Source organism: Pseudomonas sp. NPDC090203 (genome assembly GCF_044746765.1).
GTDB classification, from domain to species: domain Bacteria; phylum Pseudomonadota; class Gammaproteobacteria; order Pseudomonadales; family Pseudomonadaceae; genus Aquipseudomonas; species Aquipseudomonas putida_AD.
Genome location: NZ_JBIVCV010000013.1, coordinates 76,856 through 89,631, shown reverse-complemented (window position 1 = coordinate 89,631; position 12,776 = coordinate 76,856). Strand labels below are relative to the sequence as shown.

13 protein-coding genes are annotated in these 12,776 nt (G+C 62.6%); 4 read left to right on the top strand and 9 right to left on the bottom strand.

Annotated features, from left to right (window positions below; all coding sequences use genetic code 11):
* Nucleotides 1-4 precede the first annotated feature (4 nt).
* From rodA to ACIPO9_RS21555, 6 genes are read right to left on the bottom strand one after another with little or no spacing between them, the layout of a single operon-like run.
* Nucleotides 5-1,108: a rod shape-determining protein RodA gene (gene rodA, locus ACIPO9_RS21580; RefSeq protein ID WP_274136565.1), complete on the bottom strand. Its 1,104-nt coding sequence runs from the start codon at nucleotides 1,106-1,108 to the stop codon at nucleotides 5-7.
* 31 nt (nucleotides 1,109-1,139) lie between these two features.
* The gene (gene mrdA, locus ACIPO9_RS21575) at nucleotides 1,140-3,041 is read right to left on the bottom strand and encodes a penicillin-binding protein 2 (protein ID WP_274136559.1); all 1,902 of its coding nucleotides are present in this window, start codon (nucleotides 3,039-3,041) and stop codon (nucleotides 1,140-1,142) included.
* Nucleotides 3,042-3,072: 31 nt separating this feature from the next.
* Nucleotides 3,073-3,540, bottom strand: a complete 468-nt coding sequence (rlmH, locus tag ACIPO9_RS21570) for a 23S rRNA (pseudouridine(1915)-N(3))-methyltransferase RlmH (protein WP_037017961.1) — start codon at nucleotides 3,538-3,540, stop codon at nucleotides 3,073-3,075.
* 9 nt (nucleotides 3,541-3,549) lie between these two features.
* Nucleotides 3,550-3,942 carry a ribosome silencing factor gene (gene rsfS / locus ACIPO9_RS21565; protein ID WP_274136561.1) on the bottom strand — a complete coding sequence of 131 codons (393 nt, stop codon included), beginning with the start codon at nucleotides 3,940-3,942 and terminating at the stop codon, nucleotides 3,550-3,552.
* A gap of 16 nt (nucleotides 3,943-3,958) precedes the next feature.
* Nucleotides 3,959-4,714 carry a nicotinate-nucleotide adenylyltransferase gene (nadD, locus tag ACIPO9_RS21560; RefSeq protein ID WP_274136562.1) on the bottom strand — a complete coding sequence of 252 codons (756 nt, stop codon included), beginning with the start codon at nucleotides 4,712-4,714 and terminating at the stop codon, nucleotides 3,959-3,961.
* Nucleotides 4,680-5,954, bottom strand: coding sequence for a glutamate-5-semialdehyde dehydrogenase (locus tag ACIPO9_RS21555; RefSeq protein WP_274136563.1), 1,275 nt, complete (start codon nucleotides 5,952-5,954; stop codon nucleotides 4,680-4,682). The genes nadD and ACIPO9_RS21555 overlap by 35 nt, the downstream gene beginning before the upstream one ends.
* 282 nt (nucleotides 5,955-6,236) lie before the next feature.
* Between ACIPO9_RS21555 and ACIPO9_RS21550 the strand changes: the two genes are divergently transcribed.
* Together ACIPO9_RS21550 and ACIPO9_RS21545 are read left to right on the top strand one after the other, a co-directional pair.
* Nucleotides 6,237-6,935 carry a DNA-3-methyladenine glycosylase gene (locus tag ACIPO9_RS21550; protein WP_400783381.1) on the top strand — a complete coding sequence of 233 codons (699 nt, stop codon included), beginning with the start codon at nucleotides 6,237-6,239 and terminating at the stop codon, nucleotides 6,933-6,935.
* A gap of 3 nt (nucleotides 6,936-6,938) precedes the next feature.
* Nucleotides 6,939-8,255 (top strand): bifunctional DedA family/phosphatase PAP2 family protein, encoded by a 1,317-nt coding sequence (locus ACIPO9_RS21545; protein WP_400783378.1) that lies wholly within the window; start codon nucleotides 6,939-6,941, stop codon nucleotides 8,253-8,255.
* Nucleotides 8,256-8,372: 117 nt separating this feature from the next.
* Here ACIPO9_RS21545 and ACIPO9_RS21540 read toward each other — a convergent pair whose 3' ends face one another.
* Genes ACIPO9_RS21540 through ACIPO9_RS21530 form a run of 3 tightly spaced genes read right to left on the bottom strand, consistent with a single transcriptional unit; the run spans nucleotide 8,373 to nucleotide 10,079 of the window.
* The gene (locus ACIPO9_RS21540; RefSeq protein ID WP_274136300.1) at nucleotides 8,373-8,963 is read right to left on the bottom strand and encodes an LON peptidase substrate-binding domain-containing protein; all 591 of its coding nucleotides are present in this window, start codon (nucleotides 8,961-8,963) and stop codon (nucleotides 8,373-8,375) included.
* Between the two features lie 25 nt (nucleotides 8,964-8,988).
* Nucleotides 8,989-9,705, bottom strand: coding sequence for an LrgB family protein (locus tag ACIPO9_RS21535; RefSeq protein ID WP_274136299.1), 717 nt, complete (start codon nucleotides 9,703-9,705; stop codon nucleotides 8,989-8,991).
* On the bottom strand, nucleotides 9,702-10,079 hold the full coding sequence (locus ACIPO9_RS21530) for a CidA/LrgA family protein (RefSeq protein ID WP_274136298.1): 378 nt from the start codon (nucleotides 10,077-10,079) through the stop codon (nucleotides 9,702-9,704). Before ACIPO9_RS21530 ends, ACIPO9_RS21535 begins: the two co-directional genes overlap by 4 nt.
* A gap of 320 nt (nucleotides 10,080-10,399) precedes the next feature.
* Here ACIPO9_RS21530 and ACIPO9_RS21525 point away from each other — a divergent pair, with 320 nt between their 5' ends.
* Both ACIPO9_RS21525 and ACIPO9_RS21520 read left to right on the top strand, forming a co-directional pair.
* Nucleotides 10,400-10,855 carry a MaoC family dehydratase gene (locus tag ACIPO9_RS21525; RefSeq protein ID WP_274136297.1) on the top strand — a complete coding sequence of 152 codons (456 nt, stop codon included), beginning with the start codon at nucleotides 10,400-10,402 and terminating at the stop codon, nucleotides 10,853-10,855.
* Nucleotides 10,856-10,996: 141 nt separating this feature from the next.
* Nucleotides 10,997-12,721: a C13 family peptidase gene (locus tag ACIPO9_RS21520; RefSeq protein WP_400783376.1), complete on the top strand. Its 1,725-nt coding sequence runs from the start codon at nucleotides 10,997-10,999 to the stop codon at nucleotides 12,719-12,721.
* The last annotated feature ends 55 nt before the right edge of the window (nucleotides 12,722-12,776 follow it).

Here is a 12,776-nt window from a genome sequence, read left to right as displayed (position 1 = left end):
TTAATCAAACCTGAGCGATCCACTTGCGGTGGGTATGGATCGACATCAAAACCCCAAACGCTGACAGCAGCGTCACCAGCGAAGTTCCGCCATAACTAATGAAGGGCAACGGCACACCTACCACCGGCAGCAAACCGCTGACCATACCGATGTTGACGAAAACATACACAAAAAACGTCATTGTCAGGCTGCCCGCCAGGAGCTTGCCGTAGAGCGTCTGGGCCTGGGCGGTAATCACCAGGCCCCGACCGATCAGCAGCAGATAGATCAGCAGCAGCGCACAGATGCCCACCAGGCCGAACTCTTCGCCCAGTACCGCGATGATGAAGTCGGTGTGGCTTTCCGGCAGGAAGTCCAGATGCGACTGGGTGCCCAGCAGCCAGCCCTTGCCGAAGACGCCGCCCGAACCGATGGCCGCCTTGGACTGGATGATGTTCCAGCCGGTGCCCAGCGGGTCGCTCTCGGGGTCGAGGAAGGTCAGGATCCGCTGCTTCTGGTAGTCGTGCATGAAGAAGAACCACATGGCCACAGCCACGGGCACGGCAGCGGCAAGCACGCCGATGATCCAGCGCCAGCGCAGGCCGGCCATGAACAATACGAAGGTGCCCGACGCCAGGATCAGCAGCGAAGTCCCCAGGTCAGGCTGGCGCACGATCAGGATGAACGGCACGCCGATCAGCGCCAGGCTCACCGCAACGTGCTTCAGATGCGGCGGCAGCGTGCGTTTTGACAGGTACCAGGCGATGGTCGCCGGCATGATGATCTTCATGAATTCCGAGGGCTGGAAGCGAATCACCCCGGGAATGTTGATCCAGCGCGTCGCGCCCATGGCGTTGTGGCCCATGACGTCCACCGCCACCAGCAACAGCACGCCGAAGACGTAGGCCACCGGCACCCAGCGGGCCATGAATCGCGGCTCAAGCTGAGCGATGACAAACATCGAAACCAGACCGATGCCGAACGAGGTGGCCTGTTTGATCAGCAGGTCCCAGCTCTTGCCGCTGGCCGAATACAGGACGAACAGGCTGCCGGCGGCAAGCGTCAGCAACAGGATCAGTAACGGGCCATCGACATGGATTTTTTGCAGGAAGGTGGCGCGACGGCGCATCACATCTTCGCTGGAGAGGATGCGGTCGAAATTACTCTTCACGGGCCGCGGTCTCCGGAGGCAGTGTATTGCTGGCGTATTCGGGTTTCAGGCGGCCATCCGGGCCCAGCAGCCACGCATCCATGACCTGGCGCACCACAGGCGCGGCGACCCCGGAGCCGGACTCGCCGTTCTCGATCATCACCGCCACCACGATTTTCGGATTGTCCGCCGGGGCAAAGCCCACGAACAGGGCGTGGTCGCGGTGGCGCTCCTGGACCTTGGAGCGGTCATACTTCTCGCCCTGGCGGATGGCAACGACCTGCGCCGTACCACTCTTGCCCGCGATGCGGTACTGGGCGCCGACCGACGCCTTGCGCGCCGTACCACGCGCGCCGTGCATCACCTGCTGCATGCCATGGTTGACCTTGGCCCAGTCGGACGGGTCGCGCAGGACGATGTCCGGCATCGGGTTGGCATCCACAGGCTTCTGGCCCTCGATGGTCTTGGCCAGATGCGGGCGGTTCCACTTGCCCTTGTTCGCCACCAGCGCAGTGGCCTGCGCCAGTTGCAAAGGGGTGGCCTGCATGTAGCCCTGGCCGATCCCCAGGATCAGGGTTTCGCCGGGGAACCACGCCTGACGGCGGGTGATGCGCTTCCAGTCACGCGATGGCATCAGCCCCGGGGATTCTTCGAACATGTCCAGCGAGACTTTCTGGCCGATGCCGAACTTGTTCAGGTACGAAGACAGCCGGTCGATGCCGACCTTGTGCGCCAGATCATAGAAGTAGGTGTCGTTGGAGCGCATGATCGCGGTGTCCAGGTCGACCCAGCCGTCACCGGTACGGTTCCAGTTACGGTATTTGTGATCGTAGTTGGGCAGCATGTAGTAGCCGGGGTCGAAGACCCGGGTGCTTGCCGTCACGACGCCGGTGTCCAGGCCGGCGATGGCCACGGCCGGCTTGATGGTCGAGCCCGGCGGGTACAGGCCGCGCAGGATGCGGTTGAACAGCGGGCGGTCAACCGAATCGCGCAGCTCGGAATAGGCCTTGAAGCTGATGCCTGTCACGAACAGATTCGGGTCGAAGCTTGGCTGGCTGACCATTGCCAGCACTTCGCCGGTGCTCGGGTCCAGCGCAACCACCGCGCCACGACGCCCGCCCAGCGCAACCTCGGCGGCTTCCTGCAACTGAATGTCGAGGCTCAGGACGATGTCCTTGCCGGGCACAGGATCTGTGCGCTTGAGCACGCGCAATACTCGCCCGCGAGCGTTGGTTTCGACCTCTTCATACCCCACCTGGCCGTGCAGGTCAGGCTCGTAGAAGCGCTCGATACCGGTCTTGCCCATGTGGTGGGTGCCGCTGTAGTTCACAGGATCGAGAGTTTTCAGCTCTTTCTCGTTGATCCGGCCCATATACCCGACCGAGTGCGCGAAATGCGCGCCCTGCGGGTAGTGGCGAATCAACTGTGCGACCACTTCGACGCCTGGCAGGCGGAACTGGTTGACGGCAATCCGGGCGATCTGTTCTTCGGTCAGCTCGAACAGGATTGGCACCGGCTCGAAAGGCCGGCGCCCCTGCTTCATGCGTTTTTCGAAGATGATCCGGTCGTCCGGCGTCAGTTCGAGCACTTCGACGATGGTGTCCAGGATCTTGGCCCAGTCACCGCCGGAACGTTCGCGGGTCATGCTCAGGTTGAAACTGGGCCGGTTGTCAGCTATCACTACGCCATTACGGTCGTAGATCAGGCCGCGACTCGGCGGAATCGGCTGCACGTGAACCCGGTTGTTCTCAGACAGGGTCGAGTGGTAGTCGTACTGGATGACCTGCAGGAAATACAGCCGCGCCACCAACACGCAGATCAGCACGATCACGATGCCAGCGCCGACCACGACACGGTTACGCACCAGTCGTGCGTCCTTTTCGTGATCTTTCAGGCGTATCGGCTGAGACATTTAGGGCGTGTTCACAGTGAAGGCAGCGGCGCTACTTGTGATAAGGGTGACCGGACAACACCGTCCAGGCACGATAAATCTGCTCGCCGATGAGGATGCGCACCAGCGGGTGCGGCAACGTCAGCGGCGACAACGACCAGCGCTGCTCGGCACGGGCACAGACTTCCGGCGCCAGCCCTTCCGGGCCGCCGACCATCAGGTTGACCGTGCGCGAATCCAGCCGCCAACGGTCAAGCTCGCCCGCCAGCTGCTCTGTACTCCACGGTTTGCCATGCACCTCGAGGGTGACGATCCGCTCGCCCGGCTGCACTTTCGCCAGCATGGCCTCACCTTCCTGACGGATCAGGCGGGCCACGTCGGCGTTCTTGCCGCGGGTATTGAGCGGAATCTCCACCAGTTCGAGGGCAAGTTCCGATGGCAGACGCTTGGCGTATTCGTGCCAACCTTCTTCCACCCACTTGGGCATGCGTGAACCGACGGCAATCAGGCGCAGACGCACGACAAGCCCTTATTCGTTGCCTGGCGTGTGGTGCGCGCCGCTGGCGGCACGGCTCTGCTCGGCGCCCATCCACAGACGCTCCAGGTCATAGAACTGGCGAGCTGCGGCGGTCATCATGTGCACGATCACGTCGCCCAGGTCCAGCAGGACCCAGTCGCTTTCGCCCTTGCCTTCTTCGCCCAGCGGCTGTGCGCCACGGGATTTGACGTTCTCGCGAACCTTGTCGAGCATCGCGTTGATCTGACGGTTCGAGGTACCGGTGGCGATCACCATGTAGTCGGTCAGGCTGTGCTTGTCCTTGACGTCGATGACCTGGATGTCCTGGGCCTTCACGTCTTCCAGGGCGGCCTTGGCCAGTTCAACCAGCTCTTCGCCGGACAGGGAAATCTTTTGCTGTGTCATATAAAACTCATTCAGTTCAATTGGGCGCGCGGTACAGTCCGTGCGCCTCGATGTAGGCCAGTACCGCGTCTGGCACCAGAAAACGTACCGACTTACCGCTGGCCAGCAGTTGACGGATCTGGGTGGCAGACACCGAAAGCGGTGTCTGCCAGACGAATGTAATGTGTCCGCCCGGGCCTTTGAGGGCCTTCGGATCGCTGACCGCTCGCGCCGCCAGCAGGTTGCGCATGGCGTCAGGCGACTCGCTGTCGGCGTCCGGGCGTTGCAGCACCACGATATGGCAGTGCTCCAGCAACTCTTCCCATCGATGCCAGGTCGGCAGGCCACAAAAGGCATCCCAACCCAGCAGTAAAAATAGCTGATCATCGACGGCAAGTTCTTCGCGCATCGATTCCAGCGTGTCGATGGTGTAAGACGGTTTGTCCCGCAGCAATTCGCGGTCGTCCACCGTCAATGGCGACACGCCTTGCACCGCGCTGCGAACCATCGCCAGACGGTCCTGCGCAGATACACCTGGCATATCGCGATGAGGTGGCCGGGCGCTGGGCGTCAGGCGCAACTCATCGAGTTCAAGCAGCGCGGCGACTTCCAGGGCGCCGCGCAAATGGCCGATGTGCACCGGGTCGAAGGTCCCGCCCAGCATGCCGATACGTTTCGGCGTGCGCGAGGCTTTCTTCCCGGCAGACTTGACCACTGTTTTCGTATTCTTGCCCGTCGGCTGCCGAAGGTCGGCCAAGTCAGACCGGCCCCTGCCCGCGCAATTGGCGGCCATCGCCGACCACCAGGTACTTCTCGCAGGTCAGGCCTTCCAGGCCAACCGGACCTCGGGCGTGGATCTTGTCGGTGGAAATGCCGATCTCCGCGCCAAGGCCGTATTCGAAACCGTCGGCAAAACAGGTGGGTGCGTTGATCATCACCGAGCTTGAATCGACCTCGGCCATGAAGCGGCGCGTCTGACCCTGGTGCTCGGAGATGATGGCGTCGCTGTGATGCGAGCCGTAATGATTGATGTGCTCGATGGCCTGGTCCAGGCCGGTCACCACGCGAATCGACAGGATCGGCGCCAGGTACTCGGTGTGCCAGTCATCTTCGGTGGCCGCAATCGCCTCGATCAGCTCGCGGGTGCGCTCGCAGCCGCGTAGCTCGACGCCCTTCTCGCGGAACTGGGCAGCCATCTGCGGCAGGAAATCGGCGGCAATGGCCTGATCCACCAGCAGGGTCTCCATGGCGCCGCAGATGCCGTAACGGTAGGTCTTGGCGTTGAACGCGATGCGCTGGGCCGCTGCCAGATCGGCGTGGGCACTGACATAGACGTGGCAGATGCCATCCAGGTGCTTGATCACCGGCACCCGGGCCTCACGACTGACGCGCTCGATCAAGCCCTTGCCGCCGCGCGGGACGATCACGTCCACGTATTCAGGCATGGTGATCAGGGCGCCAACGGCGGCGCGGTCAGTGGTTTCCACCACCTGAACCACGGCAGCGGGCAAACCGGCCTCGGCCAGACCGCGTTGAATGCAGGCGGAAATGGCGCGATTGGAATTGATGGCCTCGGAGCCCCCACGCAGGATGGTGGCGTTGCCGGACTTCAGGCACAGGCTCGCGGCGTCGATCGTCACGTTCGGACGCGACTCGTAAATGATGCCGACCACGCCCAGCGGCACGCGCATCTTGCCGACCTGGATGCCCGAAGGCTGAAAACTCATGTCACGGATGGTGCCGATGGGGTCCGGGAGACCTGCGACCTGACGCAAACCGGCGATCATGCTGTCGATGCGCGCAGGGGTCAGGGCCAGACGTTCCAGCAGAGCAGCTTCCAGACCATTGGCGCGACCGGCGGCCAGATCCTGTTCGTTGGCGGCGACCAGCTCGTCACGGGCAGCGTCCAGCGCCGCGGCGGTAGCGGCCAGCGCGCGGTTTTTCTGCGCAGTACTGGCGCGGCCGATCACACGCGAAGCTTCGCGGGCGGCGCGACCCAGGCGGGTCATGTAGTCAAGAACGGACTCAGTCATGGTCTCAGAGGTCTTGGCAGAGAAGAAAGCGGCCGATTATAGCTGCCGGGCGTGACGAACGACAGCGGCGACAGGCGGATGGTCGATATAAGCCGGTTTTGTTGGGTGAAATTTACGAGTTGCCACCGTAGCAGCACGGCTTGCCGGCGGGGGCGCCCTCAAGATCGCCCCCGCCGGCAAGCCGTGCTGCTACGAAAGCATTCGAATCAGCACCCGCCATTCAGCTGCAATTAAGCCCCGGATTGCTATCATCGCCAGCCACACCATCACGTTGCCCCGCCCATGCCCGAGCATTCCCAGCGCGCCCTGCCCGACAGCTTCTTCGACCGCGACGCCCAGACCCTCGCCCGCGATCTGCTGGGCAAGGTCGTGCGGCACAAGGTCGGCGACCTGTGGTTGTCGGCACGCATCATAGAGACCGAAGCCTATTACCTCGAGGAAAAAGGCAGCCATGCGTCCCTCGGCTACACAGAAAAGCGTAAGGCTTTGTTTCTGGATGGCGGGCACATCTATATGTACTACGCCCGAGGCGGCGATTCGCTGAACTTCAGCGCCCACGGCCCGGGCAATGCGGTGCTAATCAAATCGGCCTATCCATGGGTTGATGAAGCCAGCCAGCACGGGCTCAGCGACGAAAACAGCCTGGCGCAGATGCAGCTCAACAATCCCGACGCCAGCGGCAACCTGCGTCCCCGCGAACGCTTGTGCGCCGGGCAGACCCTGCTGTGCAAGGCGCTGGGCCTGAAGGTGCCTATGTGGGACGGCAAGCGCTTCGATCACCAGCGGATCTTCGTCGAGGACGTCGGCCAACATCCGCAGCGCATCATCCAGACCTCTCGCCTGGGCATCCCGACCGGGCGCGACGAGCACCTGATGTACCGCTTCGTGGACGCCGAGTATGCGCGCGTCTGCACACGGAACCCTCTGCGACGCGGCCAAGTCGAAGGCCGCGACTACCTTTTCATCGAGCAAGGACACTGACCCATGGGCGCATGGCTCGACAGCATCACCGCATGGCTGACCCTCAATCCGTCCTGGTTGGGGGCCGCGCTGTTTCTGGTGTCATTCCTGGAATGCCTGGCCATCGCGGGCATCATCGTACCCGGCACGGTGGCACTGTTCGCCATTGCCGCACTGGCAGGGACCGGAATCCTGGACCTGCACCAGGCACTGCTGCTCGGCTTTCTCGGCGGTCTGCTGGGTGATCTGGTGTCCTACTTTGTTGGCAGACGCTTCCACCAGAACATCCGCCGCCTGCCCGGCCTGCGCCATCACCCTGAATGGATGACCGGCGCCGAAACCTACTTCCAGCGCTACGGCATCGCGAGTCTGCTGGTAGGCCGCTTCATCGGTCCGCTGCGCCCGATGCTGCCGATGGTCGCGGGGATGTTCGACATGCCGTTCGTGCGGTTTGCCGCCGTGAGCGTGGTGGCGGCGGCGGGCTGGTCCATGGCCTACATTCTTCCGGGCTGGGCGGCAGGTGCAGCGGTGCGTCTGCCGTTGCCCGAAGGCTTCTGGCCACAAGCCGGCGTGGTGGGTGCGGGCCTGGCGATCCTGCTGGGCGTGGGGGTTCACTGCAGCGCCCACGGCAAACCCTACGCGACCCGCCTGATCGCGCTGGTCAGTTTTGTCCTGCTGGCGGCCGTGTTTCTCGGTTGGCCGTACCTGGCGCACCTCGACCAGGGTGTGATGACCCTGGTGCAGGAGCATCGCAGCGCGGCGGCGGAAACCTTCGTCGTGCTGGTTACAGGCCTTGGCGACTTCCGCACGCAATTCTGCGCGGCGGCCCTGCTGTTGCTGATCCTGGTAGCGACCCGGCAGTGGCGCCATGCGATCTTCGCCTGCTCGACGACACTGGGCGCGGCGATCATCAACCAGTGCATGAAACACACCTTCGCCCGCGCCCGCCCGGAAGTCCTGGCCGAACCCTTGGCCACGTTCAGCATGCCCAGCGGGCACGCGTCAGCCTCTTTCGCGCTGTTCATGACCCTGGCGGTGCTGGCAGGGCGAAGCCAGCCGGTCCGGTTGCGCCTGACCTGGCTGTTGCTCGGGGCGATTCCGGCGGCGTCGATTGCGATGTCGCGGGTCTACCTGGGCGTGCACTGGCCCACGGATGTGCTGGCGGGGATGCTACTGGCGTTCTTCGCCTGCGCGGCGAGCCTGGCGCTGGTTGAGAAAAACCAGCCGTTGCCGGCCCTGCCATTGCGAGTGTGGTGGTTGCTGCTACCGGCGATCGTCGCGCTGCTGGGCGGATTTGCCTTCCACTCGCTGGCCCATGGGCTGATTCGGTATGAGTATTGAAACCCCAACCGCCACCGCTGTGTAGGAGCGCGCTTGCCCGCGAAGGCGGCGTGTCTATGGCATTTGCGTTGCCTGACACGACGCCATCGCGGGCAAGCGCGCTCCTACAAGGGGAATCTACGCCTGCATATCCCCCTGCATCTCATCGAGCAGGTCCTGAATGGCGTCGAGCCGTTCTTCGGCGTCGTCGATCTCCAGCAATTCGATCTTGTCTTCTTCGGCGAAAGGCAACAGGTAGGCCAGCTGATTGCTCAGCGACTGCTGACCACTGGCGGTCAGGCCCATGTTCAAGGCCGCTACCATCGGATGCTCACCGAGCGCAGCCAACAGCGCGACCAGGTCTTCGTCCTCTTCCTGCAAGGGCTGCTCTTGCGGATCTTCCAGCCACTGCACCTCGGCGATCAGCAGGTTGTCGCGCTGGGCTTGCGCCTCGATCACCCGGAAACGCCGCCCGCCGACCACACGAATGCCCAGCAGGCCGTTGTCCTGCTGCTGGAAGTCAGTGACCAGCGCTTCGCAACCGATCTGCGAGAAACCTTCGGGCACATCGCCCACTTCGCTGCCTTCGGTGATGCAGACCACGCCGAAGCCTTTGCCCTGCTTCATGCAGCGCCCGATCATGTCCAGGTAACGCGCCTCGAATATCTGCAAATCCAGGACACAGCCCGGAAACAGCACGGCGTTCAGCGGAAACAGGGGCAACGACATAAATCCATCCTCAAGCAACCCATCTTCAAGCCACAAGAGACACCGCCAACGGCAGAAACAACGCCGTGGCGACGCCCATCAGACTCATCGCCAGTGCCGCGAAGGCACCACACTCTTCACCTTCCTGCAACGCAGCCGAGGTGCCGACCGCATGGGCCGTCAGCCCCAGCGCCATGCCTCGGGCTTCCGGGCTCTGCACACCGGCCAGCGTCAACAGGCCGGGGCCGAATATGCCGCCGATGACACCTGTAATCAACACGAAAACCGCAGCCAGCGCCGCCACGCCGCCAATTTGCTCGGCCACCAGCATCGCGATGGGCGAAGTGACCGACTTGGGCGCCATGGTCATCAGGATCATGTGATCGGCGCCCAGCACCCAGCCCAGCGCCACGCACAGCCCGGTCGCAAGCACGCCGCCAATCACCAGCGTAGTCAACACCGGCCAGAACAACTGCCGGATACGCCGCAGATTCAGATAAAGCGGCACAGCGAGCGCCACCGTCGCCGGGCCCAGCAGGATGCTGAGGATGTCGGTGCTCTTGCGGTACTCGGCGTAGTCCAGCCCGCAGGCGACCAACACACCGATCACCACCAGCATCGACACCAGCACCGGCTGCAGGAACACCCAGCGGGTTTTCTCGTAGCCGGCCAGCACCAGTTGATAGGCGCCCAGGGTAATGGCGATGCCGAACAGCGGATGGTGGATCACCGACAGCCATGCGCCTTGCCAGTCCAGACTCATGACGGCTCCCTGGGGCTGGGCTGATGCCCGGTGTGCTGGCGGTCGATGAGTTTTTGCATCAGCCAGCCGGCAAAGGTGAGCGAGATCATTAACGACAACACCAGGGAGCCTACAATGGCCCAGAAATCGTTGGCGATCTGGCCGGCGTAGACCATCACCCCCACGGCCGGAGGCACCAGCAACAGCGGCAGATAACGCAGCAGGCTGCCCGCAGCCAGGCTGATGGGCTCGCTGACTTCACCGCGAACCATCAGGTAGATCATCAGCAGCACCAGCCCGATGATCGGCCCCGGCAGTATCGAAAGGATCAGATGATTGAGCGCCGTTCCCAGCAACTGGAACAGCACCAACCACGTCAGGCCTCTTAGCAACATAGAAAACTCCAGCAAATTCGCGGCGGCATTATACGCATGCAGCCTGGCAGGCTATGGGATGGTATTCGCCAGAACCCGGGGTTCTTGACCAACGCCTGTGGGCGTGGTGATCTTTAGCCTGGATCGCATCATCCCTGTAGGAGTGAGCTTGCTCGCGATAGCGGAAGATCAGTCGAGTGATGTTTCACAGACAGACTGCTATCGCGAGCAAGCTCACTCCTACAGGATTGCGTGAACACCCATCATTGAGTGAAGCAATAAAAGAGCCTATAGCCGCACCAGACTGAAAAAACAAAACCGATTCACTAAGGAGAGTATCGATGCCCTATGTACCTGTTGCAGAGCTCAAGAGTTATGAAGGCAAGGAACTGGGAAGTTCCGAGTGGCTGACGATCGATCAGGCACGTATCAATCTGTTTGCCGAGGCCACTGGCGACTTCCAGTTCATCCACGTTGACCCGGTAAAAGCGGCGCAAACGCCGTTCGGCTCGACCATCGCCCATGGTTTCCTGTCGCTGTCGCTGATTCCCAAACTCATGGAATCACTGCTGGTCATGCCCGAAGGGCTGAAAATGGCGGTCAACTATGGTCTGGACAGCGTACGTTTCATCCAGCCGGTGAAGGTCGATTCGCGCGTTCGTCTAAAAGTTGCCCTGATCGAAGTCACCGAAAAGAAGCCTGGCCAATGGTTGCTCAAAGCCACTGCAACGCTTGAAATCGAAGGGCAGGACAAGCCTGCGTTCATCGCTGAACCCCTTTCCCTCTGCTTCGTGTAAGCGCCCCTGAACATGAAACAGTCGTAACTGACTGTTTCATGACGCTTCCCGGCTGCGGCATACTCGCTGCGGCCGTGTGAGCGACTCGATACAAGAACGCGAATCCGATCACGCCGAACTTATTCATCTGCGGGATTTACCATGCGTGCGTTTGCCCCTCTGGCCCTGACCCTTCTGCTGACCGCTTGCGGTGATGGCGAATCGCTGCTTCCGCCGGATGCGCGCCTGCCCGACGGCGGCCGCTACCGCGGCGACGTGGTCAGTGGGGTGCTGCAAGGCAAAGGCCGCATCGACTACCCCAATGGCAGCTGGTATGCCGGCGAGTTCAGCAAAGGCCAATGGAACGGCCAGGGCGAGTGGCATGCCAGCAACGGCGACCTCTATAAAGGTGGCTTCAAGGACGGCCTGTTCGACGGCCCCGGCGCGCTGACCACCAGTAGCGGCACCTACGTCGGCGGCTACAAACTGGGGCGCCGCGAGGGCGAAGGCACGCTCAAAGAGCATGGCATGAGCTACCGCGGCGAGTTCAAGGCCGACCTTTACGACGGCCTGGGCCATCTGGAACTCGAAGACGGCAGCGAGTATCAAGGCCAGTTCACCCGCGGCAAGCCCAATGGCGAAGGCCAGCGCAGCGATGCGGCAGGCAACCAGTTCAGCGGCAAGTTCGTCGACGGCCAGCTCGAAGGCACTGGCAATTTCAACAGCGCAGACGGCGACCAGTACGTCGGCGGCTTCCACAACAACCAGCTCAACGGGCGCGGCCGCTACGAGAACGCCGACGGTGACGTCTGGTCGGGCCAGTTCAAGGATGGCGCCTTCACCGGCAAGGGCGAACTGATCGGCGCCGACGGCACCAGCTACCAGGGCCAGTTTCGCAACTGGCGCTTCGCCGGCGAAGGCCGTCTGAAGCTGCCGGACGGCACTGTCTATGTCGGCCAGTTCGACAACGACAATTACGACGGTCCGGGCGTGCTGACCTCCCCTGATGGCCAGGTGCAGAGTGGCACCTGGGCCAACGGCCAGCGGGTACGTGACGCCATGGGCAAGCTGCTGCCCGACCCGCTGGAAACCGGCCTGCTCGCACAGGGTCCTCTGCTGGACAAGGCCCTGGCCGCAATCCCGGCTTCGACCCCCGCCATCGAACTCTACAGCCTGGTGGTCGGCGGCGACGGCAAGCAGAGCGTGTTCATGCGCGAGGCCGACTACGTCAACAAGCTGCTCGCGACCCGCTTCGGCGCGTATGGCCAGATCGCACTGGTCAACCATCGCGACCACATGGCCGACCGTCCACTGGCGACGCGGGAAAACATCAGCCGCGCGGTGCAGACCCTCGCCCTGCGCAGCGGTCCTGAAGACCTGATCTTCATCTACCTCACCAGCCACGGCACCCACGACCACGAACTGGTGCTGGATCAGCCGCGCCTGGAACTGTCGGACCTGCCCGCCAACGAGATGGCCTCGGTGCTGGCGCCGCTGAAGAATCGCGACAAGGTGGTGGTCATTTCAGCCTGTTACTCCGGGGGGTTCATCCCGGCAATCAAGGACGAACGCACCATGGTCATCACCGCCTCACGGGAAGACCGGGTGTCGTTCGGCTGCTCCGAAGAAGCGGATTTCACTTACTTCGGCGAAGCGCTGTTCGGCAAGGCATTGGTGGAAACCGATGACCTGCAGCAGGCCTTCAACGACGCCAAGGTCACGGTTGCACAGCGGGAAATCGAGGAAAACTTCGAGGCCTCCGAGCCGCAGATCTGGGCGCCCAAGGGCGTGATCGCGCGCTGGAAGCAGTTGCGCAAGAGCCAGGCCGAGCGTGCACTCAACACCGTGTCCATCGGCAAGGGACTGAACCCGGCACCCGCTCGCTGAGCGGATGAAGATTTGCAAAGATTTGTGAAACCAGCAATGTCGGTGGACAGTCTGT